The sequence below is a fragment of the Nitrosospira sp. Nsp13 genome, from assembly GCF_900101945.1.
GTDB classification, from domain to species: Bacteria; Pseudomonadota; Gammaproteobacteria; order Burkholderiales; family Nitrosomonadaceae; genus Nitrosospira; species Nitrosospira multiformis_D.
Map to the genome: position 1 here is coordinate 21037 of NZ_FMVD01000014.1, position 26731 is coordinate 47767.

Below are 26731 nucleotides of genomic sequence, written 5' to 3' on the forward strand. Positions count from 1 at the left end.
AACATCATTTCGAAAACGAGAGATGACCGGGGAAGTCCTTGGTTATCTTTCCTACTCCGGCTGGTTACGCATGAAATCCGCTGTCTGATAAAACGCCATGGCGAGTTTCTTGCATAATTCTTCATCCAGTCCGACATCCACCATCGCGCGACCCATGCACGATAACCATTGATCGCGCTCCGGAATACCGATCGCAAAAGGCATATGGCGGGTACGCATGCGAGGCTCGCCATATTTCTCGGTGTACAGCGATGGTCCGCCCGTAAAGCCGGATAGAAACATGAACAGCTTCTGCCGGGAGTGAGTTAAATCCTGCGGATGAAGTTTGCGTACACCGAAATAGTCTGGATCTTCATCCATCAGATCGTAAAAGCGATCCACCAGGCGGCGTATAACGGCTTCTCCACCTATCCGTTCATATGACATCGCAATATGCATTCGACTCTCCTTGATTGTTCACGTGCGGTCACTACAGGCGGCAACTAAGCACAATAACTAAACGGTGTGGGACCCGAATCTCCCCATTCTTTCCGGCAATGGCCTGCGTTTTGTCAGCATACGCAATATCCAGTAAATAGCCAGCGCGGCAAGTAAATGCTTTATCGTATGACCGCTTACCACCTGCCCGAGATCATAGATTTCGCGATCCCCCGCTTCCGCCAGTTTGGCGCAGCCATACAATGCAAGCGCCATGTATATATCGGCTCCCCGGGTATATCGCGACGGGAAGAAAATGCCGAGCAGAATAATGACCAGCAATGAATAGAACTGCACAACAATATAAAAGTTCAGATTGCCGGCACCCCGCTGCTCGCTCCAATGCCAGTGCATCACGCTTCCGGCTCCAATCGCAATCAGAACAGGCAGTAGCGGCACACCCATTCTTGGACTGACGCGCTCATTGAGCGTTGCAGCAAGCAATGCCATGATGCCCATCGCTATAGGCAGCCGATCCCAAACCAGCCGGTCATTATCGGGCGCCAGATGATAATAGATTGAACCGATGCACGTCATCGCCACGCTCAGGAAAAAAACCAGGTAAGACCAGCGTTCGGACAGATCGGCAAATGCTTCCGAAGCCATCGATCCGCGCAAGCACAGTAGAAACACCAGACCTGCTACCCCAACAAGCAGAAAGACAGCATTGGAAGCAACATTGAAAAAATTCGGAATATCGAAATAAATACGCCGGTCTGCAAATTGGTGATATTCCGCAGGCTGGGGAATCGCTGGAGCAATCACAGCGGCCAGCAACATACTCGCCGAAAGAATGCCCAATATCCACAACCTGCGCCTGGTATTCATATAAAACCATAAAGCCAATCGTTGTGTCGCATGTAACGGACCCTGGTTTCACATGAATTACCTGCTTCTTACGCCAACACTGAGGTATCGTAACGAAACTGGGTAAGGAGATAAACTAAAGTATGCATACTCACAAAGCTTGTATTTTCAACGCATTTTTGCAACTGCTTCTTCCACTCGTTCCACCGCAATAATCTCAATACCCGAAATCGCCTGTTTCGGCTTGTTGGCCTTTGGGATGATGGCTTGCGTAAAGCCCAGCTTGACAGCTTCTTTCAACCGTTCCTGGCCGCGCTGAACAGGGCGCACTTCTCCCGCCAGCCCGACTTCACCGAATACCACCATTTTTTCTGGCAGCGGCTTGTTCTTGAGCGAGGAAACAATAGCGAGCAAAACTGCCAGATCCGCGCCTGGTTCAGTAATTTTCACGCCACCGACCGCGTTGACGAATACATCCTGATCGAAACAGGGAATTCCCGCATGGCGGTGTAGCACCGCCAGCAGCATCGCCAGCCGGTTCTGTTCCAGCCCCACGCTTAATCGCCGTGGATTGGGTGCGTGCGCCTCATCCACCAGCGCCTGTATTTCCACCAGTAGCGGACGCGTGCCTTCCTGAGTCACCATGACGCAGGAACCCGGCACCTGTCCGCCATGATGAGAAAGAAATAGCGCCGAAGGATTGCTCACTTCACGCAAACCTTTTTCGCTCATGGCAAACACGCCCAATTCATTCACCGCGCCAAAGCGGTTCTTGAAAGCGCGGATCAGACGAAAACTGGAGTGGGTATCACCTTCGAAATAGAGCACCGTATCCACCATGTGCTCCAGTACGCGCGGCCCGGCCAGCGCGCCTTCCTTGGTCACATGACCCACCAGAATAATGCACGTGCCGCTGGCCTTGGCCAGCCGAGTCAATTGGGCGGCGCACTCGCGCACCTGCGCCACCGAACCGGGCGCGGATTGCAGCGCGTCAGAATATACTGTCTGGATCGAGTCGATAACCGCTATGTCTGGCTTGCGTTCGGCCAGCACCGCCTGAATCCTCTCCAGCCGGATTTCTGCCAGCAAATGCACCGCTTTTGCATCCAGCGCCAGACGTTTTGCCCGCAGAGCCACCTGCCGCGCCGACTCCTCACCGCTCACATACAGCACATTGCGCGCAGCGGACATATGACACAGCGCTTGCAGCAACAGCGTGGACTTGCCGATGCCCGGATCGCCGCCCAGCAATACCACACCGCCATGCACCAGACCACCACCCAATACCCGGTCGAACTCAACCACTCCCGTGGAATAGCGTGGCTCTTCGCCCGCCTCCACTTCGCTCAGATTCTGCACCTCGCTCGTTACGGATACAGGGGTAAAACGCGACACCGTTTTCTCGGCGATGGCCTCTACCAGCGTGTTCCATGCCTGGCAATGCGGGCATTGGCCCTGCCATTTTGGTGTCTGGCCACCACATTCGGTGCAGGAATAAATAGATTTTGGTTTAGCCATTTTCAAGAAAATAACTTGTCATATTCCTCCAACCCTCATATAGCCAAGTTTTAAATACTGATGAGTTTTTCTTGGAATACATTAAAAATTAGAGAAAATATTAATTTCATCTATGTTATAAATAATCGTAAACATATCGTTGGCGAGCGTGTTGATGTTTTATGCTCGCAATCTCTTTTCCAGCCCTTTGAGAACTAATGCGTGGAGGATAGAATTATGAATATTTTTTTAAAAATTATGGCCTTGGGCGCGGTTTCCATCGCATTGCTAACAGGGTGCTCGACCACCCACAAAACCACCCAGTCTGCAAGAACGCCCATCGAACAATTGCTCATCAGCGAAGCTGCGATACGGAGTGCTTCCCCCACGCCTGAGCGTCCTCTGCCTATTCCTAAGGGCGCAAACGTCATACTTACCACATCAGGATTGAACACGGATCAAGTTCTCCTGCAGCAAGTTTTGACCGGCTGGTTAGGGCAGCAGGGTTACCTGGTTGTTCAGAAAGACGATAAAAATGCAACGCATCGCATTGATGTGATTGTAGGATCGCTGGGCACCGAGGTATCCGGAACATTCATCGGCATGCCCCCGGTCACGAGTTCACTTATTCCCTTTTCGTTACCGGAATTAGCGTTCTATAAATCTCAATACCAGACCGGATACGCAAAATTCTATATGAATATTTTTGAACTGCCGTCGGGCAAATTTGCCGGATCAACCCCTCCTTTTCTAGCCGACGCCTATTACAATGATTATACGGTTTTTTTTATATTTGCATTTACCTCGACCGATCTCACATCGGCGCCAGAACTCGGCTCTCTCTATCGCAAGCCGCTTAATCCGCCACCTGCTCAAAATGAATATGGAACGAAGCCCGGGACCGGAAAATAACAATATAGGGCTGTTTCAACTGGGAGACGTGAAACAGCAGCGTAAAGTATGTCACGCTGACCTTGGTTTTCCCCCTGATTTCCACTCTATCACTATGCCGGGCTCCATCGCCAGCGCCTGAAAGCCGCAATCCACACCGATTCCCGGCACACACACCAGATGCTCCCCGCTGAAGATCAGCGGGAGTGTTTCCCGTTCCCACAGCGGGAGCAACGCTTCCCGCAGAAGATTTTTGAGGCTGCGGCGCGGACGGTTGCAGTCCGGGCGCAGCCGTTCACCCCCTTGGCGCATCCGCACGGTAACAGGACTCTCCATCAGTTTCCGAAGATTGATTCCTGCACCCTTCCGGCGCGTGAATTTGACGGTACCCAGACCAGCGATGGGGAGCTGCTTTTCTCCGTTCCATGTGGTCCGCCATTCTGAGTCGGGAGATGAATCGGCATTGCGCACATGAACCACCCCCCTGAAACAACGCACCTCCGTATTCCCAAAAATGATATGCAGTTTTGAATCGGCGCTCGAGGACCGCAACTGGCGCAAGATTTCTTCCAGTTTTGCTGTGCTGGGCAGTATTGCGCCCTGCTGCGACAACGCGTAGCGCAACAGATTCCTGGCGCGGGGAAAACTCAATTCCCGTAAATCCCCAGCTTGAAGTTTTCCTGGGACGACACATTTGTTGCTATCGGCTTCGGCCAGTTCATCAAGCAAATCTGCTGCTTCCGCTATATGCCGACTTGCGCGCGAAAAAGTCGTACGGTAGGAAGGAAAGCGCTTTTCCAGCAGAGGAAAAAATTCATGGCGCAGGAAATTGCGGTCGAAAGAAATGTCACCATTGCTTTCATCAGTGATCCACCGCAATGCATTTCTCCTGGCGTAATCCTCGATTTCGAACCGCGATACATCGAGGATTGGCCGCAATATCCGCGGCCCATAATCCGTCGTACCGGCGCTGCTTCCGTACGCACGTTTCCGGGTTTCTGACGCATCATGTTTAATCGGGGGCGCGAAATTCCTGACTACCGGCATCGCGCCCAGCCCCTTCACACCGGCCCCTCGCAACAATTGCAGCAGCAGCGTTTCAGCCTGATCGTCCAGATGTTGAGCCAACACCACATACTCGGCTTTTTGTTGTGCGAATATCCGATAGCGCGCATCACGGGCAGCCGCTTCCAGGCTGATACCGGATTCCCGCTTGATTTTTAATCTGGCAATTTTGAGAGGAACACCCCTGGTCCGGCACAAGTCGCGGCAGAACTTGGCCCATTGGGCCGCATGGGTGCTGATACCATGATTGACGTGAACGGCGGAGAGTGAAAACTGCAAATGAACCGACAGTGGAATGAGCAAATCCAGCAGCACGACCGAATCCACCCCGCCGCTCAACGCCGCAACCAGATGATCGCCACGCCGAGTCTGCTCGCGCAACGCATTTTCGGCCTTGCTGAAGATGCTACTTGACTTTAACTTCCTTGAACTTGCCATATCCCATCAGCCGTTCAAAGCGTTTCTCCAGCAACAGCTCTGTCGCGTAGCCCTGAAATTGCCGAAGCGATTCCTGCAATGCTTTCCTCACGGATTGCATGATGGCAGGGTAATCGCGATGAGCCCCGCCCGGCGGCTCACTGATAATCTTGTCGATCAGCCCCATGGTTTTGAGCCGATGGGCGGTGATGCCCATAATCTCGGCGGCTTCCGGCGCCTTGTCCGCGCTTTTCCACAGGATGGAGGCACAGCCTTCGGGGGAAATGACAGAATAGGTTGCGTATTGCAACATCTGCACGACATCGCCCACCGCTACCGCCAGCGCGCCGCCGGAACCGCCCTCGCCGATGATGGTACAAATTACCGGTACCTTGAGTTCCGCCAGCACATAGAGATTCCTGCCGATGGCTTCCGACTGGCCGCGTTCTTCAGCGCCGATGCCGGGGTACGCACCCGGCGTATCGATGAAAGTAAATAACGGCACCGAGAATTTTTCCGCTAGACGCATCAATCTCAGTGCCTTGCGATAGCCTTCGGGCCTGGGCATGCCGAAATTACGATGAATTTTTTCCTTGGTATCACGGCCCTTCTGGTGACCGATAACCATGACCGTCTCCCCCATAAACCGTGCCAATCCGCCGATGATGGCCTGATCATCGGCGAAATTCCGGTCACCGTGAAGCTCCTCGAAATCGGTGAACAGATGCTGGATATAGTCGAGCGTATAGGGGCGCTGCGGGTGTCGCGCAACCTGCGAAATTTGCCACGGTGTAAGCTTGGCGTATATGCCGTTCGTGAGCGACTGGCTTTTCTTCTGCAGGCGCAGGATTTCCGCCGATATATCTACCGCCGAATCGTCCTGTGCAAAACGCAGCTCCTCGATTTTTGCTTCAAGCTCGGCGATGGGCTGTTCGAAATCCAGGAAGGTGATTTTCATCCTAAATCCCGCAGTTAGACGAACCCACCCTAAAGGTGACGGTCAGATGGATAAAAAAATCTTTGTGAATCATAGTGCTAAGCTTAAAAAGTCAACCGCCGGATTTAGGGTTATGAAACATGGGCGTAATTTTGAAACCGCAATGATACAGGAATACCAAAATACCGCACGACTGTATCAGGATACCGATTCAGCAGTTCCTCAGCATCACATCTGGAAATCCATAATCGCTGGATTCAATTGCATGCATTCGATAACACCGCAATTTTTACACTTTCTTTACGCCCGTTGACCAGATATTTACAAGATTTTTAGGCGACCCCGGTTAATCTGTCTATATTCAAAATAGCCTGGTCGGGGCGACAATGGATCTTCTATATATCGGTGCAATCCTGGCGCTCCTGCTCGTAACCTGTGCGTTTGCCATCGGCTGCGGCAAACTGGGCGAGCGTCAATGAACATGTTTTATGTTATTGGCGCGGTCGTCGCGGCTGGTCTATTAATATATCTGGTCGTTGCCCTGATAAACGCAGAGGATTTGTAATGACTGCGCAATCTCTCGTTTTGCTTGTGGTGTTCCTCGCCACACTGCTGATGCTGGCTTATCCTTTGGGTACGTATCTGGCAAAAGTCGGCGAGGGGGAGCCCATACGCGGCCTAATGTGGATAAGAAAAATTGAAGACTTCTTTTACCGTCTTGCCGGTATCTCGCCAGATTCGGAAATGGGATGGCAGGTCTATGCATTGGCACTACTGGTGTTTAATGCGCTGGGCGGGTTAACCGTTTACGCAGTGCAACGCCTGCAAGCCTGGTTACCGCTCAATCCGCAGGCATTTGCCAACGTCAATCCCGATTCGTCATTCAATACCGCCATCAGCTTTACCACCAATACCAACTGGCAAGGTTATGTCGGTGAATCGACGATGAGCTATCTGACGCAAATGCTGGTGCTGACGGGGCAGAATTTTTTGTCGGCCGCGACCGGCATGGCCGTCGCCTACGCACTGATCCGCGGTTTCAAACGCCACTCGGTAAAATCAATCGGCAATTTCTGGCATGACCTTACCCGTTCGACACTCTATGTGTTGCTACCGCTGTCAACGCTATTTGCCGTATTTCTGATCAGCCAGGGCGTGATCCAGAATTTTTCCGCATACAAGGAAGTAAGCTTGATTGAGCCCGTCACCTATCAGCAGGCGAAAACCGGTTCAGACGGCCAACCGGTACGTGACGAAAAGGGCAACCCAGTGATGGAATCCAGGATTGCCAAAACCCAAACGCTGGCGATGGGGCCGGTCGCTTCACAGGAAGCCATCAAGCTGCTCGGCACGAATGGTGGCGGGTTTTTTAATGCGAACTCGGCGCACCCTTACGAGAACCCAACACCATTGTCGAATTTTGCCGAGATGCTGTCGATTCTGCTGATTCCCGCCGGACTGTGTTTTGCGTTCGGCCGCATGGTCGGCGATATACGTCAGGGCTGGGCGGTATTGGGTGCGATGACAGTAATTTTCGTGGCGATGACAACAGTCGTGCTGATCACGGAGCAGCAGGCGCATCCAGGATTGCAAGCACTGGGCATTGATCAGACGGCCAATGCGCTGCAATCCGGTGGCAACATGGAAGGCAAGGAAACACGCTTTGGCATCAGCGCTTCCGCATTGTTCGCAGCGGTCACCACGGCGGCATCCTGCGGCGCGGTAAATACGATGCATGATTCCTTGACGCCCCTCGGCGGGATGGTACCGATGCTGCTGATGCAACTAGGGGAAGTGGTGTTCGGCGGGGTCGGATCCGGTTTATACGGTATGCTGATTTTCGCCATCCTTGCCGTATTCATCGCCGGGTTGATGATTGGCCGCACGCCCGAATATCTGGGCAAGAAAATTCAGTCGTTTGAAATGAAAATGGTCTCGATTGCGATTCTTGTCACGCCGCTGCTGGTGCTGGGCGGGACTGCATTGGCAATCACGGTTGCTTCCGGTAAGGCAGGTATTTTGAATCCCGGCGCACATGGCTTTTCCGAAATTTTATATGCATTGTCGTCGGCCGCCAATAATAACGGCAGCGCTTTTGCCGGCTTATCGGCCAATACACCGTTCTACAATATCCTGCTGGCAATCGCGATGTGGTTTGGCCGCTTTACTCCTATCGTGGCGGTGTTGGCGATTGCCGGCTCGCTAGCCGCAAAGAAGCGTCTTGAAGTGACTGCGGGAACAATGCCAACCCATGGCTCCCTCTTTATCGCACTTCTCGTCGGTACCGTCATTATGGTCGGGGTACTGACCTACATTCCGGCCATTGCACTGGGACCGATTGTCGAGCATTTACAACTTTATGTCATACGCTAAGAGGGATCTGGCATGTCACGCAAAAGCCTGACACTTTTCGACTCCGCATTGATTGGCCCGGCCATCATTGATGCATTCAAAAAACTGGACCCGCGCACTCAATGGCGCAGTCCGGTGATGTTTGTCGTTTATATCGGCAGCATTATCACCACTTTGTTGTTCATGCAGTCGGCTACCGGCGGTGGTGAGGAAAGCCCTGCTTTTATTCTCACCATTACGGTATGGCTGTGGTTCACGGTGCTGTTTGCAAACTTCGCCGAAGCACTGGCGGAGGGCCGCAGCAAGGCGCAGGCGGCTTCACTCCGCGCCCTGAAACAAACGGTCACTGCCAAGAAACTGGACGCGCCGCGTTATGGCGGCAGCTGGACATCGACACCCGCCACCAGCCTGCGCAAGGGCGATACCGTGCTGGTGGAAGCGGGTGATGTCATTCCGGCCGACGGAGAAGTGATCGAAGGCGTTGCATCGGTCGATGAAAGCGCTATCACCGGTGAATCCGCACCGGTTATCCGAGAATCGGGCGGCGACTTTTCTGCCGTAACGGGCGGTACTCGCGTGCTGTCTGACTGGCTCGTGATCCGTATCGCAGTCAATCCGGGCGAGGCATTCATTGATCGCATGATCGCCATGGTCGAAGGCGCCAAACGGCAAAAGACGCCGAACGAAGTTGCGCTGAATATCCTGCTGATTGCATTGACCATCATTTTTTTGCTGGTAACAGTTACCCTGTTGCCATTCTCATTGTTCAGCGTAGAGGCTGCCCAGGTTGGCACGCCGGTTACGATCACGATACTTATCGCATTATTGGTGTGCCTGATTCCGACCACGATCGGCGGCTTGCTGTCCGCTATCGGCGTAGCGGGCATGAGTCGCATGATGCAGGCTAATGTCATCGCCACGTCTGGCCGTGCAGTGGAAGCCGCTGGCGACGTGGATGTACTGTTGCTGGATAAAACCGGCACCATCACGCTAGGCAACCGGCAAGCAGCAACATTCGTCCCGGCTCCGAATATTACAGAGGAGCAACTGGCCGATGCCGCCCAACTGGCATCGCTGGCGGATGAAACACCGGAGGGACGCAGCATTGTCGTGCTGGCAAAGCAGCGCTTCAACATTCGTGGACGCGAGATAGCATCGTTGAACGCGACATTTGTTCCATTCAGTGCGCAGACCCGCATAAGCGGCGTGGATATCGGCAGTCGTGCCATCCGCAAAGGCGCCGCCGATTCGATGAAAAAATATGTTGAATCGCTGGGACATCCTTACCCTTCTGAAGTCACTCGAGCTGTGGGGGATATTGCGCGCCGCGGCAGTACGCCGTTGGTCGTGGTCGACGATGACTGTGTCATGGGAGTGGTAGAACTCAAGGATATCGTCAAAGGCGGTATCAAGGAGCGTTTTGCCGAGCTGCGCCGCATGGGCATCAGGACCGTAATGATCACCGGCGACAATAGACTGACTGCCGCCGCGATCGCAGCCGAAGCGGGAGTCGATGATTTCCTGGCGGAAGCCACGCCCGAAGACAAGCTCAAGCTGATTCGAACCTATCAAACCGAGGGACGCCTGGTTGCGATGACGGGCGATGGTACCAACGATGCGCCCGCGCTGGCGCAGGCGGATGTGGCTGTTGCGATGAATTCCGGTACGCAGGCGGCGAAAGAGGCAGGCAACATGGTCGACCTCGACTCCAATCCGACCAAATTGCTTGAAATCGTCGAGATCGGCAAGCAAATGCTGATGACACGCGGGGCCTTATCCACCTTCTCTATAGCCAACGATGCCGCCAAGTATTTTGCCATTATTCCGGCGGCTTTCGTCACCACTTATCCGCAACTGGCGGCGCTGGACGTGATGCAGCTTGCCAGCCCCTCATCGGCAATCATTTCCGCCGTGATTTTCAACGCGCTGATCATTGTGATATTAATTCCCCTGGCATTAAAGGGCGTGAAATATCGTGCCGTGGGCGCCGCCCTGCTATTGCGCCGTAATTTGCTGATTTATGGATTGGGCGGCATTCTAGTGCCTTTTGCTGGAATCAAGGTGATCGACATGGCGCTGACTGCTCTCCATCTTGTTTAGGAGCCTGGCATGAAATCCAACCTTCGTCCCGCGTTCGTATTGCTCACTACGCTGACGCTTGTTTGCGGCGTACTGTACCCGTTTGCGATCACCGGCATCGGGCAAATACTCTTTGCAGATAAGGTAACGGGCAGCCTGGTGTTGCGTGATGGCCAGCCTGTCGGGTCCATGCTGATCGGTCAAGCATTTTCATCCTCCGGCTATTTCTGGGGACGGCCTTCGGCCACCGGTCCGATGCCGAACAACGCCGCATCGTCGGGCGGCTCGAATCTCGGTCCAACCAATCCCGCGCAGATCGACGCGTTAAAAACACGTATTGACGCCTTGAGAACAGCCGATCCCGGCAATACCACACGGCTTCCAGTTGACCTGGTGACTGCCTCAGCCAGTGGCCTGGACCCGGAAATCAGTCTGGCCGCTGCTTACTATCAGGCGGGACGGATCGCGCGTGCGCGTCAACTGACTACTGAAGAAGTACGCGGCATGATTGATAAACGCGGCGAACCGCAGTATTTTGGCTTCTTCGGCGAACCACGCGTCAATGTACTGACACTGAATCTGGCACTCGACCAACGGCGTTAAGGGTCCGCCAGGCTGCTGCGCTAACGCGGCCTGCAATACTCGCTACCTGCCATTTCTTATAGATAAAATATCGCTAATCATGTGCCCAGTTGACAACCAGCGCTACCCTCCGCGCCCCGACCCGGACGCCCTGCTGGCGCAAGTACAGGCACAGGAGCGCCACGCATCCCGTGGAAAACTCCGCGTTTATTTTGGTGCTTCCGCAGGGGTCGGCAAAACTTATGCGATGCTGACCGCCGCACGGCAATTGCAGGCTGATGGCCATGACGTGGTGGTCGGGGTGGTCGAATCGCATGGCCGCAATGAAACCGCGTCACTCGTCAACGGGCTTGAGGTTCTACCACAAAAGGAAATCAGCTACCGCGGTAAAGCTATCACTGAATTCGATATCGATGCGGCGCTGGCGCGCCAGCCCGCGCTGATTCTAATAGATGAACTGGCGCATACCAATGCACCGGATTCGCGCCACCCCAAACGCTGGCAGGATGTCGAAGAGTTATTGGACGCAGGCATCGACGTATTCACAACGGTCAATGTGCAGCACCTGGAAAGTCTGAATGACGTCGTGGGCGGAATTACCGGTATTCGCATTGGAGAAACTTTGCCTGATACCGTGTTTGATGAAGCCAACGAAGTCGTGCTGGTGGATATTACAGCGGATGAGTTGCTCATGCGGCTCAAGGCCGGAAAAGTCTATCAGGCGCAACAGGCGGAGCGCGCGGCGCGTAATTTTTTTCGTAAAGGCAACCTGATCGCATTGCGCGAACTAGCGCTGCGCCGCACCGCAGATCGCGTAGAGGATGATGTGCAGGCTTACCGGATTGAAAAATCCATCAGCGCGGTATGGAAGACGGATTCAACCCTGCTTGCTTGCGTTGGACCCAGGATGGGAGGCGAGCATGTGATTCGAAGCACGGCACGGCTGGCCAGTCAATTGAATGCCAACTGGCACGCGATTTATGTTGAGACGCCGCAATTACAGCATCTGCCGTCGGCACATCGCGAACGAATCCTGAAGATACTGAAGCTTGCGCAGGATAATGGCGCCACTACAGCGATACTGACCGGAAATGACATTGCGCTTGCGATCGTCGACTATGCGCAAAGTCATAATTTCTCAAATATCATAGTGGGACGTGGCCACCCTGCGTGGCCCTGGCGGACCGGATATCTAAAACGCATCGCTGCCTACGCACCGGACATGGATTTGATTGAAATCGGCCATGCAAATCCGGAAGAACCGCCGGTTTTGGAAAGATCGAACGAAGCAGCCCGACACACGGAAGGGAGAAAACTCTCTTCTTCAAAACACCGCCCCGCGCGCCAGTGGAGTTACTTCTGGGCAGCGGCGGCCAGCCTGGTAACAGCGCTTGCGGCCATGCCGTTGTCGCTCTATCTGGATTTGGCCAACATCGTCATGTTTTTTTTACTGACCGTGGTGCTGGTTGCCGTGCGATTAGGACGCGGACCTGCGGTGGCCGCCACGTTCGTGGGGATCATAGCGTTCGATTTCTTTTTTGTACCGCCGAGATTTTCGTTTGCTGTCAGTGACCTGCAGTACCTGGTGACATTTGCGATAATGCTTGCGGTGAGCTTGATCACTGGCCATCTTACCGCTGATTTGCGCTATCAGGCTCGTGTTGCATCGCATCGCGAATCCCGGTCGCGCGCCTTGTATGAATTTGCGCGCGAATTGTCCGGCGCATTGCAGACGGAGCAAATATTCGAGAGCACGCGCACCTTCATTCAGCGCACTTTTCGCGCACAGGCGACATTGCTATTACCAGATGAGGCGGGTCACTTACAACCGCCGCCCCTCGCGCCTGGTGAAGAATCAACCGCTTCACCCGTATCTGCGCTGGAACATCTATACAAGCTGGATATGGGTATCGCGCAATGGGCATTTGACCATGCGATATCCGCAGGTATCGGAACGGATACGCTTCCTGGCGGCAGCTTCTTCTATCTGCCGCTGGTCGCCCCCATGCGTACACGTGGCCTCCTGGCCATCCAGCCGGAGAACCGCCATTGGATGCTCATTCCCGAGCAACGGCGGCAGCTCGACACCTTTGCCACGCTGGCAGCGATTGCGCTGGAGCGGGTGCATTATATCGAAATCGCGCAGGGTGCGCTGATACGCATGGAATCCGAACGGCTGCGTAATTCCTTGCTCTCCGCGCTGTCGCACGACTTGCGCACGCCGCTGACGTCGCTTGTGGGGCTATCCGATTCGCTCGCGCGGTCCGCGCCGCTTGCTCCACCGCAGCGGGAACTTGCGGTCGCCTTGCGCGACGAAGCACTTCGAATGAATAATCTGGTGTCAAATCTGCTGGATATGGCGCACATTCAGAGTGGCGAAGTCAAACTCAATCTGCAATGGCAACCCTTCGAAGAAGTTGTCGGCAGCGCGCTGCGTGCCTGCCGCTCGCAGCTTATCCAACATCATATGCAAACCCGGCTCGCCCATGATTTGCCTCTTGTGCGCTTCGATGCCGTGCTGATCGAGCGAGTGCTGTGTAACCTCCTTGAAAATGCGAGCAAATACACGCCGCCCGATTCATGTTTCATTATTGCCGCCGAGGTGAAAGCGCGATTTCTGGAAGTGACTGTTTCCGATAATGGGCCTGGGCTACCTCGTGGCATGGAAGAGGCTATTTTCGAGAAATTCACCCGGGGTGAGCGAGAATCGGCTAAACCGGGCGTTGGTCTGGGACTTGCAATTTGCCGCGCCATCGTCGAGGCGCACGGCGGCACTATCCATGCCGAAACCGCATCGACTGGTGGAGCCTCTTTCATATTTACGCTTCCGCTCGGCACGCCTCCGGATATGCCCAAGATGGATGAAAGTGCTGTCAATCTCGTAAATGAGGGAGATACACCGGATGACGCTGCCCTAAGCCGGCCTGCGGAACTGTGAATCTAAAGGCGCGCCCATGAGTCAATCCGTACCCGTTGCGCTAATAATCGAAGATGAGCCGCAAATACGGCGTTTCGTGCGCATGGCGCTGGAGACGGAAGGATGGCAAGTCTTCGAATCAGAAACCATCCGGCGGGGGCTCATCGATGCGGGAACACGCAAACCGGACCTCGTTATCCTGGATCTCGGCCTGCCTGATGGTGACGGGGTCGATTTCATCCTGGACGTCAGGAAATGGTCATCGATTCCTATCATCGTTTTGTCGGCGCGCATCAATGAGCAGGATAAGATCAAAGCGCTTGATGCCGGGGCCGACGACTACCTCACCAAACCGTTCGGCGTCGGCGAACTTCTGGCGCGGGTACGCGCCATGCAACGGCGAAACCTCCAGCCTGGCGTTAGCGATCATGGGGTTTGCGAGTTTGGAGATGTCAGGATCGATCTCAAGGCGCGCCTCATAACCAAGGCTAATCAAGTAGTTCACTTAACGCCGCTAGAATATCGGCTGCTGACGATGCTGGTGAAAAATGCGGGGCGGGTGGTAACCAGCCCGCAACTCCTGCGCGCAGTCTGGGGACCGTCACACTCGGAAAGCGGTCACTATCTACGCATTTATATGGGGCATTTGAGGCAAAAACTCGAAGACGATCCCGCACAACCGAAATATCTTCAAACCGAAACCGCTGTGGGCTACCGATTACTGTTGTCTCTGGAATAGCGCCGTCGAGAGCACTTCCAAATTTGGATACCGTCGATCAAATAGTAAAGCGTAGCCCGGTGAATGCCCGATCAAGCCATTTTTATGATTTTTTTACGGTCGATGGTTGTTTATTTACTACGTTTTTATGCTGTTTCTTCTAGCATTTGATTCAGGCTCTACTGAGCTTGTTTGATAAGGAGAATCGCATGAAACGCATCAACATCGTAGTGAGCGCATCAGAAATGGCAGCGGTGCGTAAAGCCATTTTTTTCGCAGGCGCGAATAGACTGATAATTGTCCCGGTGTCAAATCGGACATGCATCGGCGAACTCGGCGACTGGTACTGCGGGACCGCCATTGCCAGGCGTGAAGATCATATGCGACTGGAGGTTACGTCCGATGACAATCGGTCTGACAGCATAATTTCCGCCATACTTTCGACCGCACATGCCGCGAAGATCGAGAATATATCGTCCGATATGCCTCACCATGACTAGCCTATGCTCTAAACCACCCGGCCAGCAAACATATGATCTCTCGCCAGCCTCGAATGAAGCTGCCTACAACGGATTTTATCCACACCGTTGCCCGATATGCGGAAAAGCGCACCAGGTCAATCTCGTGCGCCACAATATAGCCTACGGAAGGCCAATAACCTGTATTTTCACGTGTGAAATACAAAGAAGAAAAAAATGGAAATGGCATAAAAACAAAGTTCGGTAGTTCCGTAGGTCGGATTAGCGCGGCGTAAACCGACGCATCCCCGCTTTTGCCGACGTAAAACGGGAAAGCAGGCAATCCGCGAAGCGGGCAAAAAATGGGCGGCCACCGCAAGGCTTGAATTTTGCACCGGTTGGAAGGACTTAATCTCCCAGACATGCGAGGCGTAATATGTCGAAATCAGCAACAATCCAGTTCTCTCAACAAGTCAGGGATGAGAATGAATGCCACGGAACCGCTTCAATTGCCAAACGTCGAGAAATTCAGGGAAATCGTGCTTTGGCCGGTGCAGTTGCTGCCGCACCATGAAGACACACAGATTCAGAATCATTGGGAATGCCTGAGCGCGACAAGCACTGATTCGGTATGGAATGAAGTGGCGGACGAGTTCAGCGTCGATCCAGCCAATTTCAAAGAAAGGCATTACAAGGAATTTGTCACTTTCCTGCCCTTCGTGCAACGCTTTTTGTATGGCGAGGGCGGTGGCAGTGATGGCGATGGAAGGTTCGGGCGCTCGCCAATTCACGTATTTCGCCGCAATGAGTGAAATCGAAACGCTTGGCCGAGTTTCTCGAAGCGCTTTCCGACGAGCGGCTGACCAAGCGAGACAAGCCGAATACCCTGTTCACTACCTGGAAAAAGAACGGCGCGCTTCCCGGTAGGCATGACTCAAACCGAATCCCGCGGTTGAATAAGGTGAAATTTGTCCCCGGAAGAGGCCTACCCTAATCGTCTAATCGTGCGAAAAAGAACCCTCCTGATACATGCACGATTTTTACGAATTTTTTATAACAATTCGCTGGCTATTTACAATATTTTTATACTTTTTCTTCTAATATTCAGTTACTTATAGCTGATAAACGCGTTTCCCCGGTCAAACTTGCCGGAGGCGTAGAAGACAAAGATGAAAAGAATAGTGTTGGCCGCTTGTCTACTGACAACCCTACAAGCCAATGCACAAGTCAGTACCGGAATTTTCAACCGTTTCCTCTCACCATTCACCATTAGCGGCTACGCGGAAACTTACTATGGCGGTGATTTCAATAACCCGATCGGAGACACCAAGCCTTCGTTTCTCTTTAATTTCAATAAAAACAATGAAGCTTCAGTAAATTTGGCTTTCCTGAAAGGATCGTATAACACAAACAAAATCAGGGGCAACCTTGCGTTAGCGACGGGTACCTATATGAATGCCAACTATGCGGCCGAGCCTGGCATATTGGGAAATTTCTACGAAGGTAATGTGGGTGTAAAGCTGTCAGGAGAAAATAATCTGTGGCTGGATGCCGGTGTCTTCGCTTCACACATCGGTCTTGAAAGCGCGGTGGGTAAAGATAATTGGACATTAACCCGGAGTATGGGTGCAGAGAATACCCCCTATTTTGAATCAGGCGCTAAGATCAGTTACACATCAAAGAATGAAAAATGGTTTTTTAGTGCATTAGCTCTAAACGGTTGGCAACACATTAAACCAGTGGAAGGGAATACTGTTCCCGCATTTGGTACCCAGATTACTTATAAACCTTCCTCAAAAATAACATTGAATAGCAGCACATTTATCGGTAGCGACAAACCTGACAGCACCAGGCAGATGCGTTACTTTCATAATTTCTATGGCATTTTTAGCGTGACTGAGGCACTTTCTGCCGCGATAAATTTTGATATTGGTATTGAACAACGAAACAAGAATTCTTCAACCATGAATACATGGTTCAACCCGACGATTATTCTGAGATACACGCCCACAGCAAAAACCGCTATTGCAGTCAGATTGGAATACTACGATGACAGACACGGCGTAATCATCGCATCCGGCACACCTAATGGTTTTAAAACATGGGGGTTTTCAGCCAATTTTGATTACCACATCACCAGCAATTTATTGTGGCGGGTTGAGGCAAGAACATTGAGCAGTAAAGACAATATTTTTACCAATCGGGATGGTACCGCCACCGACAATAACACGCTTATCACAACGTCATTAGCTGTCAATTTCTGATGCAATTATTTGCTCACAGACCAGCAACTCATTGTTATGGTAGGTAGATATCCGAAATTCTTACCCAATAGGTTCAGGGCGCTGAATCCGTTTGCGTGAACAGAGTCAATTTTGCAAACAAGACCTCCGGAACGCCTGCCGTATCTGCTCTGCTCTCGGCCGGTCCGGTGACGGCAATCACAAACGATGCTCGGAATTCATTGTAAAAACGTATAAAATAGGCGGTTTTTTTGCTATCTTTTTCAGGAAGCGAGCTTTGATCACCACTGCCAATATCACCATGCAATTCGGGGCCAAGCCCCTGTTTGAAAATGTCTCCGTCAAATTCGGCGACGGCAACCGCTATGGCCTGATCGGAGCCAACGGCTCCGGCAAATCCACCTTCATGAAAATCCTCGGCGGCGATCTTGAACCCACTTCGGGCAATGTCAGTGTTGACGCCGGTGAGCGGGTGGGCAAATTGCGTCAGGATCAGTTCGCCTTCGAGAATTGCCCGGTAATCGATACCGTCATGATGGGGCATGAAGAGCTGTGGCGCGTGAAGGAGGAACGCGACGCGATCTATGCCAATCCTGACGCCAGCGAAGACGACTATATGCACGCCGCCGAACTTGAAGCGCGCTTCGCCGAGCTGGATGGCTATTCCGCCGAAGCGCGGGCCGGGGAATTGCTGCTGGGCGTGGATATTCCGCTGTCACAGCATACCGGGCTGATGAGCGCCATAGCGCCTGGATTCAAGCTGCGTGTGCTGCTGGCGCAGGCGCTATTTGCGAATCCCGAAATTCTGCTGCTGGACGAACCCACCAATAATCTGGACATCAATACTATCCGCTGGCTTGAAGATGTCATCAACGCCAGCAGGAGTACCATCGTCATCATTTCACACGATCGCCATTTTCTGAACAGTGTCTGTACTCACATGGCGGATCTGGATTACGGGGAAATCCGTATTTACCCCGGCAATTACGACGACTACATGACTGCGTCCACCCAGGTACGAGAGCGCATGCTGGCCGACAATGCCAAGAAGAAGACCCAGATCGCGGAATTGCAGTCGTTTGTCAGCCGTTTTTCCGCCAATGCCTCCAAAGCACGGCAAGCCACCAGCCGCGCACGCCAGATCGAGAAAATAAAGCTGGAGGACGTAAAACCATCCAGCCGCCAGTACCCCTATATTCGCTTTGAGATGGATGAGCGGGAAAAACTGCATCGCCTGGCGGTATCGGTGCAAAGTATCACCAAGCAATTTGCCGGCATGGAAAAACCGCTCCTGAAAAAATTCAGCCTCAATGTCGAAGCAGGCGAGAAAATCGCCATCATCGGTCCCAACGGTATCGGTAAGACCACGCTGCTGCGATGTCTAGCCAACGATCTGCCACCCGATGCAGGAGAAGTAAAATGGGCGGAAAAAGCACGCCCCGGTTATTTTGCACAAGATCACGCGAGTGATTTTGAAGCAGATATGCCGCTCACCGACTGGATGACCCAGTGGCGACGCGAGCACGACGACGATCAGACGATACGCAGCGTTCTCGGCAGGCTGCTATTCTCCGGCGATGAAGTAAAAAAACCGGTTAAAGTAATCTCCGGCGGCGAGGAAGGGCGCATGCTGTTCGGCAAGCTCATGCTACAAAAGAACAATGTATTACTTATGGACGAACCGACCAACCATCTCGACATGGAATCCATTGAATCCCTGAATGGCGCACTGGAAAAATACACGGGGACGCTGATTTTCGTTTCTCATGATCGGGAGTTTGTATCCTCACTGGCCACACGCATCGTCGAAATGAGGCCTGATGGAATCAGCGATTTCAAGGGCAGCTATGAAGACTATCTGCTGGGTCAAGGGGTGGTATGAGTCATTTCTCCTAATTATCCCACGAGAAAATACGATGAATCTCGTCATTCCAGGCTTGACCTGGAATCCAGCCTAAGCCGGCAATGACGTGCTTTGAATACCACTGGATACCGGCTTCCGCCGGTATGACATTTTACTTTCCGCCATTCCCGCGATAGCGGAACTCCATCTGTTTGCTTTGTACCGTTTACTCATCGAATCAACAGCCGGCGGCAATCAGAGCCGCACGATAGCGCTCCCAGTCAAAACAAGGTCCCGGATCGGTTTTGCGGCCCGGCGAAATGTCTGAATGCCCGGCGATGCCGGTGATAGGATAGGCCTTTTGCAACGCCAGCGTGAGCGCTACCAGCGCCTCATACTGGCTGACGGTAAACGGCGTGGCATCACTGCCTTCGAGTTCTATGCCGATTGAGAAATCGTTACAGCGAGCCCTGCCTTGCCAACTAGATACTCCCGCATGCCAGGCACGCTTTTCGCAGGGAACAAACTGGATGAGCTCACCATCCCGGCGGATGAGAAAATGGGTGGAAACCTTGAGGTCGCGCAGAGTCTGGTAGTAGGGATGCGCTTCGGGATCAAGCCTGTTGGTGAATAGCTCAATGACACCGTCACCGCCGAATTCCTCCGGTGGCAGGCTGATATTATGGATCACCAGCAAATCGATCGCACATCCGGCCGGACGCTCGTCGCAATTAAGTGAAGGAATGAAGCGTACACCGTCCAGGCAGCCCGTTTCGTCAATTTGTAGGGGGCTGGCCTTCACACGCTGCCGGGGTCCACGTTACCTGAATCGCCGTATATTCGGAAGCGTTGAAATCTATCGCTGCAGGTGTAAATGACGATGCTCATCACTACAGAAAAACTTGTCTTCGGAGAGAATGCTTTCGCTTTTCGGCAAATGCACACCGCAATGAGTGCAGCGCACCATATCTTCACTCTCGATAGATGGTGACTCTTTTTGAGCCTCTTCCTGCCGCTTTTTTAATCCGCGCCGATAGCTTCGTATTGCCCAGAAAACGAGCACGGCGATAAGGACGAAGAACAGTAGTCTACCCAACGCGTCTCCGTTACCGTATCAAAATTGGTCGGGGTGAGAGGATTCGAACCTCCGACTCCTGCGTCCCGAACGCAGTACTCTACCAGGCTGAGCTACACCCCGAATTATTTAATCAGCGACTTACGTATATTATTAATAGCACGCAACATTTCCAACAATTACATCCACCAGGTGCGTGGGCAGCAATTGTACGCAGGAAGGGGCATCCGGGCAATCCAAAATTATTCCAGAAGCCTCTCGCGAACCTTGAACTTTAGTCGCAAGCCCGATCGCCGGTCCTGGCGCCGAAAACTGTCTGTCTAATAATTTCTCGCCACCGCAAAGGTGGTCAGCTGTAACAGACACTCCTTGTAATCAGAATCCTGGATTGATGAAATCGTTGCGGATGCCGTGTCAGATTCGGCTTGTGCCCGCTGCCGCGTGTAAGCCAGTGCTCCAGTCTGCTGGATAACTTCCAAAACCGGTCCGAAGCCGCCCTCTCCGCCCTGCTCAATCGCATTACGTATGATAGTGGCCTGTTCACTTGATCCTGTTCTCATTGCATAAATCAATGGTAGCGTAGGCTTGCCTTCGGCCAGATCGTCACCCAGATTCTTGCCCGTTTCCTGATAATCCCCGGAATAATCCAGCATGTCATCGGTCAACTGAAAGGCTGTACCCAGATGCATTCCATAAGCAGCCATCGCTTCTTCCTCTGCCGGTGTGGCATTGCCAAGAATCGCCCCCAACCGGGTCGCCGCCTCAAATAGTTTGGCGGTCTTATATCGAATCACCCGCAGGTAGTTTTCCTCATCAACGTTGGGATCGCGGCAATTGAGCAACTGCAACACCTCACCTTCGGCAATCGTATTGGTGGCATCGGCTAATACCTGCATGACACGCATGTTGTCCACTTCCACCATCATCTGGAATGCGCGGGAGTATAGAAAATCCCCGACCAGCACGCTGGCGGCGTTACCGAACAAGGCATTGGCGGTAGCTTTACTGCGCCGTAATTCCGATGCATCAACGACATCGTCATGCAGCAGGGTCGCGGTATGAATGAATTCCACGACTGCCGCAAGATTGAAATGATACCTGCCGGAATAACCGAATGCACCCGCGGCAAGAATCACCAGTGCCGGCCGCAGGCGCTTCCCGCCACTGTTGATGATATATTCGCTTACCTGCCGGATAAGTCCCACATCGGAATAGAGTTTGTCGCGGATAACCGCGTCCACCGCATCCATGTCCTGGGCGATAAGATTTCTGATACGTTCAATAGACACAGGGGTTCCCGCAAAAAAGGTGCCATGGTAGAAACGTCACGGCCAACGTGTCAAGCTCGACAATTCGGCTAGCCGCATATTTTGACACAAAACTCATTCGCAACAGGCCTTTGACCTTGGAGGGGCCGGTATGTATAATGCGCGTTTAATTCTTTCGGGGCATCCCGAGAGAGCAATGACTGGAGTCGAACATGTACGCGATCATAAAAACCGGCGGAAAACAATACCGCGTTGAAGCCGGACTAAAACTTAAAATAGAACAGATACCGGCGGATATTGGCAGCGAGCTGTCGATTGACCAGGTATTGATGATTTCCGACGGCGACAATGTCTCGATGGGCAAACCGCTGCTCAGCGGCGCTTCGGTTAAGGCGACTGTACTGAACCAGGGCAGACACGACAAGGTGCGTATTTTCAAGATGCGGCGACGGAAGCATTATCAGAAACATCAGGGACATCGGCAGAATTATACTGAAATCCAGATCACTGGCATTTCAGCATAGGGAGAGTTTACCATGGCACATAAAAAAGCAGGTGGCAGTTCCAGAAATGGTCGTGATTCGAATTCCAAACGTCTGGGTGTAAAGAGCTACGGCGGCGAATTGATCCCGGCCGGCAGTATCATTATTCGTCAGCGCGGCACGCAGGTCCATGCCGGCGACAATGTGGGCATGGGTAAAGATCACACCCTGTTCGCCAAGATTACCGGCACAGTAAACTTCCGCACTAAAGGCGCAACGCAACGCAAAACCGTAAGCATCATACCGGCCTAACCATAACCAGCGCGAAAAAGCCCTGTCAGCCCGGCAGGGCTTTTTCATTTTAAGCCTGCATATTTATGCATGAAAATCCGGCTGGAAAAATTATCTTATGAAATTCATAGACGAAGCAATAATCCAGGTGGTTGCCGGGAAGGGAGGCGATGGCGTCGCCAGCTTCCGCCGGGAGAAATTCATTCCAAAAGGCGGCCCCTCAGGGGGCGACGGCGGGCATGGCGGCAGTATTTACGCCATTGCTGACCGCAACATCAATACCTTGGTGGATTATCGCTTTGCCCGTTTGCATCGTGCCAAAAAAGGAGAGAATGGTCGCGGCTCCGACTGCTATGGCAAGGGCGCTGACGACATTGTATTGCGCATGCCGGTAGGTACGGTCATCACCAATGCCGCGACGGGAGATGCCATCGCGGACCTGGAGCACCATGAAAAAAAGGTGCTGCTGGCCAAGGGTGGTGTGGGCGGGCTTGGTAACCTGCATTTCAAGTCCAGCACCAATCGTGCGCCTCGCCAATTTACCCTTGGTGACCCGGGGGAGGAATTCGAGCTTAAACTGGAACTCAAGGTGCTGGCGGACGTGGGGCTCCTGGGCATGCCCAATGCCGGCAAATCAACGCTGATCCGCGCGGTCTCCGCTGCCCGCCCGAAGGTCGCGGATTATCCTTTCACCACGATGCACCCTAACCTTGGGATGGTACGCGTCGATCAAAATCGCAGTTTCGTGATGGCGGATATACCCGGTCTGATAGAGGGCGCGGCAGAGGGTGCCGGACTGGGCCATCGCTTTCTCAAGCATCTCACGCGCACCCGTCTGTTGCTCCATATCGTGGATATGGCCCCGCTGGATGAGAGCATTGATCCCGTACGCGAAGCCAAAGCCATCGTCAAGGAGCTCGGAAAATACGATGAATCGCTCTACCAGAAGCCGCGGTGGCTGGTACTGAATAAAACCGATCTGCTACCCGAAGATGAACGCGAAAAGATTTGCAAGAAATTCATTCGCAGTCTGAGCTGGAAAGGAAAAAGCTTCACCATCTCAGCGCTGTCCGGCGAAGGCTGCAAAGCCCTCACCTACGCTATCATGGAGCATCTGGAGCAGGAATCAGTAACCGGAAACCAGGAGCCAATCACGTGATGGGTGAAAGGCTGATTTACTAAGTCCTGAAGAATCGATACATTGAAATGTGCCATCCGCTTCCTCAATCGATCTTTCCAAGCATTTTCTTTCGTACCCAGCGCTTCTTCTGCCAGATAATCACACCGGTAACGGAGAGCGTTGCTACCAGCAGCCCCATCACGGAAATAAAAATACGGCCGGGCAGACCGAGGATACGGCCGGAATGCAAGGGGAACTGGGCTTGCATAAAGATGTCTCCGGCACTGCCGGTGCCTGGTATATTGACCCCGGCAGGCGATCCATTCCTGCCGTCGAAATACAGGGATGGATTGCCCAGGCCAATATCTCCATGCTCGTGCCCCGGCTCGAAGAAAGTCACGCCATAGATACCAAACTCGGGTACGTAAAATATTCCGCCTGGTGGGGCGTCCCAACCAAGCCTTTTAGCTTCCTCGGTAGCGAGCTGGATGATAGCGTGGCGGTTAACCACCGGTTCAATAGGCTGGTCAGGTGGATTGGGCGTACCCGTGAAGGGGCTTGGGGTCAGCGTCGAGAATAGCGATACCAGCGGCCTCATCACCTCCTGATTGAGATTCATGGACGTTGCGGTGACGGCCAGAAGCAGCAAGAATCCCCACACCCACACCCCGCCGGAACGGTGCATGTCAAAATTGAGTTTGGAGCGGCCCTGCCGCCACCGGAAAATGAAAGACTTACGCCATGCGCTCGCCTTGGGGAACGAAATCCATAACGCAATGCAGCAGTCGAGAGCCCAGACAATGGCAAGGATCCCCATGAACAGGACACCAAACTCGATCCCAAACCCATCGGGGATATGCATGCTGTAGTGCAACTTATACAGGAATGGGAGTAAATTTTCACGGCTGAGCGAGACCTCTCCCCACATCCGTTTTCCTCGTATTTCCCCGCTCACGGGATCGAGCGCAACCTGATTGAAATCCAGTTCGAACGCCTTGCCGGACGCTGGATCAAGACGCGGGCCGACGCCCACCCCCAGGTTGTGTCCAGACTCCACCGCGAGCGGAACCCAGGTGATCATCAACCGGTGATCGGCTGCTTCCAGTTTCTCGGCAATCAGCAATGAAGGGAGCGGCTTTCCCAACCCGCGCGCTTCGAATAGTTGCGGGTTAAGCCACTCATCCAGCTCATGATCCCATGAGATTATTGCACCGGTAAGACCGGAAATGAACAAGAATACGGCCAGAAAAAGACCGGCCCAACGGTGCATCAGGACAAGAAAACTACGCCCGATCGACAGTTTGGCAGCGCGTTGTTTTTCGAATTGCTCGATTACATTGGACATTGCAACGCAATACTCCGCTTCATGGCATCAAACCGCATTGCTACAGGCTACCGATGGTGTTGCGGACGCCAGACTGTCCTTGTCCTTCATCGCCGCCTGGCTATTAAGGGTCAGGCAACCGCTCTCCATGCGTATCAGACGATCGGCAAGGTGGAAGTAGCGATCATCGTGCGAGATTACCAGTACCGCCTTACCCATGGCACGTAACTCGGGAAGCACCTCACGATAAAATACTTCCTTGAATACCGGGTCCTGATCCGCCGCCCATTCGTCAAACATAAAGAAGGGCCGGTTCTCCAGATAAGCCACCACTAGCGCCAGGCGCTTGCGCTGTCCTTGTGACAGCTCAAGCGTAGTAAAGGCGCCATCCTTGACCTTTACCTTGTTTTGCAAATGTAGTTTGGCCAGAAGCCGGTTGCCTTCATTGTCCAGATCGACGCCCCCCGTTTCGAGCAGGCGATCGAAAAGATGAAAATCGGAAAAGATTGTCGAAAATAGCTGCCGGTAGTGATCGCGATTTGTCTCGTCCACCACGGTGCCGTTGAAGATTATCTGCCCCTCTTCCGGTGGGTAGAGCCCGACCAGCAATTTGGCTAAGGTTGTCTTGCCACTGCCATTACCGCCGACCAGAAAGGTGATCTGTCCCGGACAAAACTCCAGATCTATCGGACCCATGGTAAACAATTCGTCGCTTTGTTCATGATAGTAACGATGCAATACGCCTTGAAGCTTAATGGATTGCAATGACGGTGGAGAAAGTCCATCTGTCTGCTCTTCCGACGCTGCCATAGTGCGTGTAATCTCGTCAATCCGATCCGCGGACACCTGTGCCAGGTTAGCTCGCGGAATATTCAACAGGAGTGCTTCGAGCGGTCCCACCATATAAACAAACACCAGTGCGAAGCCCGTCATGATTAACGCCCGGTCAGGCACGTCACCCACCAGCACGAACAATACCATGCCGATAAAAGCATAGATCAGGAAATTACCCCAGCTTGCTGAACCAATAAACAGCGACATGCCAAAAGTCCGTTCATGGCGGACGATCTCAATCGATTTCCCTAGCACGTTATCATAAAATGCAACCCGTTTATCACGATTCAGACGTAACTCCTTGGCCCCATCGGTTAGGGAGCGAAAATAGGCAAACAGCCTGTCCTGCTCCTGAGCGGCAGTATCTAAATGCCGTATCGCACGCAAATGGGCAAGATGGTAGCCCAGCGAGCCGAACCCGATAACAATAACCGCGAGCAAGAAGACTTGCCAGGAAAGCAGCGCCATATAAATCAGACATCCAGCCACGATGACTGCATTGGTCAGGATTATCGGGAAACTCACAAAAAATTCAGCAACATGCGTGCAATGCTCGGATAACGCCGATTGTACGCGTGCGGCGCCGATCAACTCAAGATGCCGGTAATCGGAAGCTATCACGCGCTTCGCGATAAAGCTGCGCAATTCAGCGTGGGCGCGCTGCCCCAAGCGCTCAAATAAAATATTCGCAACCATATAGCTCAGCATGACCGCAACTGCGGTTCCCCCAAAAATCAGTGCCATTTCCATGCGATCCGGTGCTTCGGCCGTAAGCGCGGAACTGATCTGCGCCAACAGGAATACACTGCAAGCACCATGCACTACGCTTGCAATCGATGCACCTATTAGTAATCTTTTTGATTGGCTGATGAGATACTTAAGCACGGCTGTCTCGTAATAAAGATGAATATGAAGGTGACGAATGATCACCATGAATATTTACTGCTAAGAGCACAATGTCGTAATAGTTCCTTTTGCAAAGCGCGCTGGTTTCATGGTGTCGCGCCCAGCAATTTTCTCTCCTGCTGCTCAGACTGCAGCTTCGTTTCCTCTC

At 52.9% G+C, this 26731-nt stretch carries 24 protein-coding genes and 1 tRNA gene; 14 read left to right on the forward strand and 11 right to left on the reverse strand.

The genetic code is table 11. The features are described from left to right. Positions 1–51: 51 nt before the first annotated feature. The 3 genes from BLO43_RS13835 to radA all read right to left on the reverse strand — a co-directional run bounded on the left by BLO43_RS13835 (position 52) and on the right by radA (position 2802). The gene (locus BLO43_RS13835; RefSeq protein ID WP_090907574.1) at positions 52–438 is read right to left on the reverse strand and encodes a group II truncated hemoglobin; all 387 of its coding nucleotides are present in this window, start codon (positions 436–438) and stop codon (positions 52–54) included. A gap of 57 nt (positions 439–495) precedes the next feature. Continuing rightward, positions 496–1305 (reverse strand): alkaline phytoceramidase, encoded by an 810-nt coding sequence (locus BLO43_RS13840; RefSeq protein WP_254773482.1) that lies wholly within the window; start codon positions 1303–1305, stop codon positions 496–498. Positions 1306–1452: 147 nt separating this feature from the next. Then, positions 1453–2802, reverse strand: a complete 1350-nt coding sequence (gene radA / locus BLO43_RS13845; protein WP_090907576.1) for a DNA repair protein RadA — start codon at positions 2800–2802, stop codon at positions 1453–1455. Between the two features lie 216 nt (positions 2803–3018). Here radA and BLO43_RS13850 point away from each other — a divergent pair, with 216 nt between their 5' ends. Beyond that, positions 3019–3693, forward strand: coding sequence for a hypothetical protein (locus tag BLO43_RS13850; protein ID WP_254773483.1), 675 nt, complete (start codon positions 3019–3021; stop codon positions 3691–3693). Positions 3694–3744: 51 nt separating this feature from the next. On the opposite strand, the gene tilS is transcribed toward BLO43_RS13850, so the two are convergent. Both tilS and BLO43_RS13860 read right to left on the reverse strand, forming a co-directional pair. Then, the gene (tilS, locus tag BLO43_RS13855) at positions 3745–5175 is read right to left on the reverse strand and encodes a tRNA lysidine(34) synthetase TilS (protein ID WP_090907577.1); all 1431 of its coding nucleotides are present in this window, start codon (positions 5173–5175) and stop codon (positions 3745–3747) included. Continuing rightward, positions 5144–6112, reverse strand: coding sequence for an acetyl-CoA carboxylase carboxyltransferase subunit alpha (locus BLO43_RS13860; protein ID WP_090907578.1), 969 nt, complete (start codon positions 6110–6112; stop codon positions 5144–5146). The genes tilS and BLO43_RS13860 overlap by 32 nt, the downstream gene beginning before the upstream one ends. Positions 6113–6572: 460 nt before the next feature. Here BLO43_RS13860 and kdpF point away from each other — a divergent pair, with 460 nt between their 5' ends. The 10 genes from kdpF (at position 6573) to BLO43_RS13920 (ending at position 19322) form a co-directional block, all read left to right on the forward strand. Continuing rightward, entirely contained in the window at positions 6573–6656 is an 84-nt protein-coding gene (gene kdpF, locus BLO43_RS17280; protein WP_368086145.1) for a K(+)-transporting ATPase subunit F, read from the forward strand. Next, the gene (gene kdpA, locus BLO43_RS13875) at positions 6656–8464 is read left to right on the forward strand and encodes a potassium-transporting ATPase subunit KdpA (protein ID WP_090907581.1); all 1809 of its coding nucleotides are present in this window, start codon (positions 6656–6658) and stop codon (positions 8462–8464) included. The genes kdpF and kdpA overlap by 1 nt, the downstream gene beginning before the upstream one ends. A gap of 12 nt (positions 8465–8476) precedes the next feature. Next, on the forward strand, positions 8477–10543 hold the full coding sequence (gene kdpB / locus BLO43_RS13880) for a potassium-transporting ATPase subunit KdpB (protein WP_090907582.1): 2067 nt from the start codon (positions 8477–8479) through the stop codon (positions 10541–10543). A gap of 9 nt (positions 10544–10552) precedes the next feature. Beyond that, positions 10553–11125 carry a potassium-transporting ATPase subunit KdpC gene (kdpC, locus tag BLO43_RS13885; RefSeq protein WP_090907583.1) on the forward strand — a complete coding sequence of 191 codons (573 nt, stop codon included), beginning with the start codon at positions 10553–10555 and terminating at the stop codon, positions 11123–11125. A gap of 79 nt (positions 11126–11204) precedes the next feature. Then, positions 11205–14042: a DUF4118 domain-containing protein gene (locus BLO43_RS13890; protein WP_090907584.1), complete on the forward strand. Its 2838-nt coding sequence runs from the start codon at positions 11205–11207 to the stop codon at positions 14040–14042. A 16-nt stretch (positions 14043–14058) separates the two neighbouring features. Beyond that, positions 14059–14760 carry a two-component system response regulator KdpE gene (gene kdpE, locus BLO43_RS13895; RefSeq protein ID WP_090907585.1) on the forward strand — a complete coding sequence of 234 codons (702 nt, stop codon included), beginning with the start codon at positions 14059–14061 and terminating at the stop codon, positions 14758–14760. Positions 14761–14948: 188 nt separating this feature from the next. Then, positions 14949–15239 (forward strand): hypothetical protein, encoded by a 291-nt coding sequence (locus BLO43_RS13900; RefSeq protein ID WP_090907586.1) that lies wholly within the window; start codon positions 14949–14951, stop codon positions 15237–15239. 443 nt (positions 15240–15682) lie between these two features. After that, the gene (locus BLO43_RS13910; protein ID WP_090907588.1) at positions 15683–16009 is read left to right on the forward strand and encodes a hypothetical protein; all 327 of its coding nucleotides are present in this window, start codon (positions 15683–15685) and stop codon (positions 16007–16009) included. A gap of 357 nt (positions 16010–16366) precedes the next feature. After that, positions 16367–17461, forward strand: coding sequence for a porin (locus BLO43_RS13915; protein WP_090907589.1), 1095 nt, complete (start codon positions 16367–16369; stop codon positions 17459–17461). A 256-nt stretch (positions 17462–17717) separates the two neighbouring features. Next, positions 17718–19322 (forward strand): ABC-F family ATPase, encoded by a 1605-nt coding sequence (locus BLO43_RS13920; RefSeq protein ID WP_090907590.1) that lies wholly within the window; start codon positions 17718–17720, stop codon positions 19320–19322. A 199-nt stretch (positions 19323–19521) separates the two neighbouring features. Here BLO43_RS13920 and ampD read toward each other — a convergent pair whose 3' ends face one another. The 4 genes from ampD to ispB all read right to left on the reverse strand — a co-directional run bounded on the left by ampD (position 19522) and on the right by ispB (position 21647). Then, entirely contained in the window at positions 19522–20085 is a 564-nt protein-coding gene (gene ampD, locus BLO43_RS13925) for a 1,6-anhydro-N-acetylmuramyl-L-alanine amidase AmpD (RefSeq protein WP_090907591.1), read from the reverse strand. A 54-nt stretch (positions 20086–20139) separates the two neighbouring features. After that, a complete protein-coding gene (locus BLO43_RS13930) occupies positions 20140–20379 on the reverse strand; it encodes a PP0621 family protein (protein ID WP_074631816.1) in 240 nt (79 codons plus the stop codon). Positions 20380–20404: 25 nt separating this feature from the next. Beyond that, positions 20405–20481, reverse strand: a tRNA-Pro gene (locus tag BLO43_RS13935). A 197-nt stretch (positions 20482–20678) separates the two neighbouring features. Continuing rightward, a complete protein-coding gene (gene ispB, locus BLO43_RS13940) occupies positions 20679–21647 on the reverse strand; it encodes an octaprenyl diphosphate synthase (protein ID WP_074631815.1) in 969 nt (322 codons plus the stop codon). A gap of 191 nt (positions 21648–21838) precedes the next feature. On the opposite strand from ispB, the gene rplU reads away from it, so the two are divergent. From rplU to cgtA, 3 genes are all read left to right on the forward strand, one after another. After that, the gene (gene rplU / locus BLO43_RS13945; RefSeq protein WP_090907592.1) at positions 21839–22150 is read left to right on the forward strand and encodes a 50S ribosomal protein L21; all 312 of its coding nucleotides are present in this window, start codon (positions 21839–21841) and stop codon (positions 22148–22150) included. Between the two features lie 12 nt (positions 22151–22162). Then, positions 22163–22420 (forward strand): 50S ribosomal protein L27, encoded by a 258-nt coding sequence (rpmA, locus tag BLO43_RS13950; protein ID WP_074631813.1) that lies wholly within the window; start codon positions 22163–22165, stop codon positions 22418–22420. Between the two features lie 97 nt (positions 22421–22517). Beyond that, entirely contained in the window at positions 22518–23558 is a 1041-nt protein-coding gene (gene cgtA, locus BLO43_RS13955; RefSeq protein ID WP_074631812.1) for an Obg family GTPase CgtA, read from the forward strand. Between the two features lie 64 nt (positions 23559–23622). Here cgtA and BLO43_RS13960 read toward each other — a convergent pair whose 3' ends face one another. Beyond that, the gene (locus BLO43_RS13960) at positions 23623–24864 is read right to left on the reverse strand and encodes a PepSY-associated TM helix domain-containing protein (RefSeq protein ID WP_090907593.1); all 1242 of its coding nucleotides are present in this window, start codon (positions 24862–24864) and stop codon (positions 23623–23625) included. A gap of 27 nt (positions 24865–24891) precedes the next feature. Continuing rightward, the gene (locus tag BLO43_RS13965; RefSeq protein ID WP_254773484.1) at positions 24892–26610 is read right to left on the reverse strand and encodes a cyclic peptide export ABC transporter; all 1719 of its coding nucleotides are present in this window, start codon (positions 26608–26610) and stop codon (positions 24892–24894) included. Positions 26611–26731: the final 121 nt, after the last annotated feature.

Bases quoted from the DNA above. Each gene is read 5' to 3' on its own strand.
- BLO43_RS13835 (WP_090907574.1), bottom strand. From the start codon at position 438: ATGCATATTGCGATGTCATATGAACGGATAGGTGGAGAAGCCGTTATA.
- BLO43_RS13840 (WP_254773482.1), bottom strand. From the start codon at position 1,305: ATGAATACCAGGCGCAGGTTGTGGATATTGGGCATTCTTTCGGCGAGT.
- radA (WP_090907576.1), bottom strand. From the start codon at position 2,802: ATGGCTAAACCAAAATCTATTTATTCCTGCACCGAATGTGGTGGCCAG.
- BLO43_RS13850 (WP_254773483.1), top strand. From the start codon at position 3,019: ATGAATATTTTTTTAAAAATTATGGCCTTGGGCGCGGTTTCCATCGCA.
- tilS (WP_090907577.1), bottom strand. From the start codon at position 5,175: ATGGCAAGTTCAAGGAAGTTAAAGTCAAGTAGCATCTTCAGCAAGGCC.
- BLO43_RS13860 (WP_090907578.1), bottom strand. From the start codon at position 6,112: ATGAAAATCACCTTCCTGGATTTCGAACAGCCCATCGCCGAGCTTGAA.
- kdpF (WP_368086145.1), top strand. From the start codon at position 6,573: ATGTTTTATGTTATTGGCGCGGTCGTCGCGGCTGGTCTATTAATATAT.
- kdpA (WP_090907581.1), top strand. From the start codon at position 6,656: ATGACTGCGCAATCTCTCGTTTTGCTTGTGGTGTTCCTCGCCACACTG.
- kdpB (WP_090907582.1), top strand. From the start codon at position 8,477: ATGTCACGCAAAAGCCTGACACTTTTCGACTCCGCATTGATTGGCCCG.
- kdpC (WP_090907583.1), top strand. From the start codon at position 10,553: ATGAAATCCAACCTTCGTCCCGCGTTCGTATTGCTCACTACGCTGACG.
- BLO43_RS13890 (WP_090907584.1), top strand. From the start codon at position 11,205: ATGTGCCCAGTTGACAACCAGCGCTACCCTCCGCGCCCCGACCCGGAC.
- kdpE (WP_090907585.1), top strand. From the start codon at position 14,059: ATGAGTCAATCCGTACCCGTTGCGCTAATAATCGAAGATGAGCCGCAA.
- BLO43_RS13900 (WP_090907586.1), top strand. From the start codon at position 14,949: ATGAAACGCATCAACATCGTAGTGAGCGCATCAGAAATGGCAGCGGTG.
- BLO43_RS13910 (WP_090907588.1), top strand. From the start codon at position 15,683: ATGAATGCCACGGAACCGCTTCAATTGCCAAACGTCGAGAAATTCAGG.
- BLO43_RS13915 (WP_090907589.1), top strand. From the start codon at position 16,367: ATGAAAAGAATAGTGTTGGCCGCTTGTCTACTGACAACCCTACAAGCC.
- rplU (WP_090907592.1), top strand. From the start codon at position 21,839: ATGTACGCGATCATAAAAACCGGCGGAAAACAATACCGCGTTGAAGCC.
- rpmA (WP_074631813.1), top strand. From the start codon at position 22,163: ATGGCACATAAAAAAGCAGGTGGCAGTTCCAGAAATGGTCGTGATTCG.
- cgtA (WP_074631812.1), top strand. From the start codon at position 22,518: ATGAAATTCATAGACGAAGCAATAATCCAGGTGGTTGCCGGGAAGGGA.
- BLO43_RS13960 (WP_090907593.1), bottom strand. From the start codon at position 24,864: ATGTCCAATGTAATCGAGCAATTCGAAAAACAACGCGCTGCCAAACTG.
- BLO43_RS13965 (WP_254773484.1), bottom strand. From the start codon at position 26,610: ATGGTGATCATTCGTCACCTTCATATTCATCTTTATTACGAGACAGCC.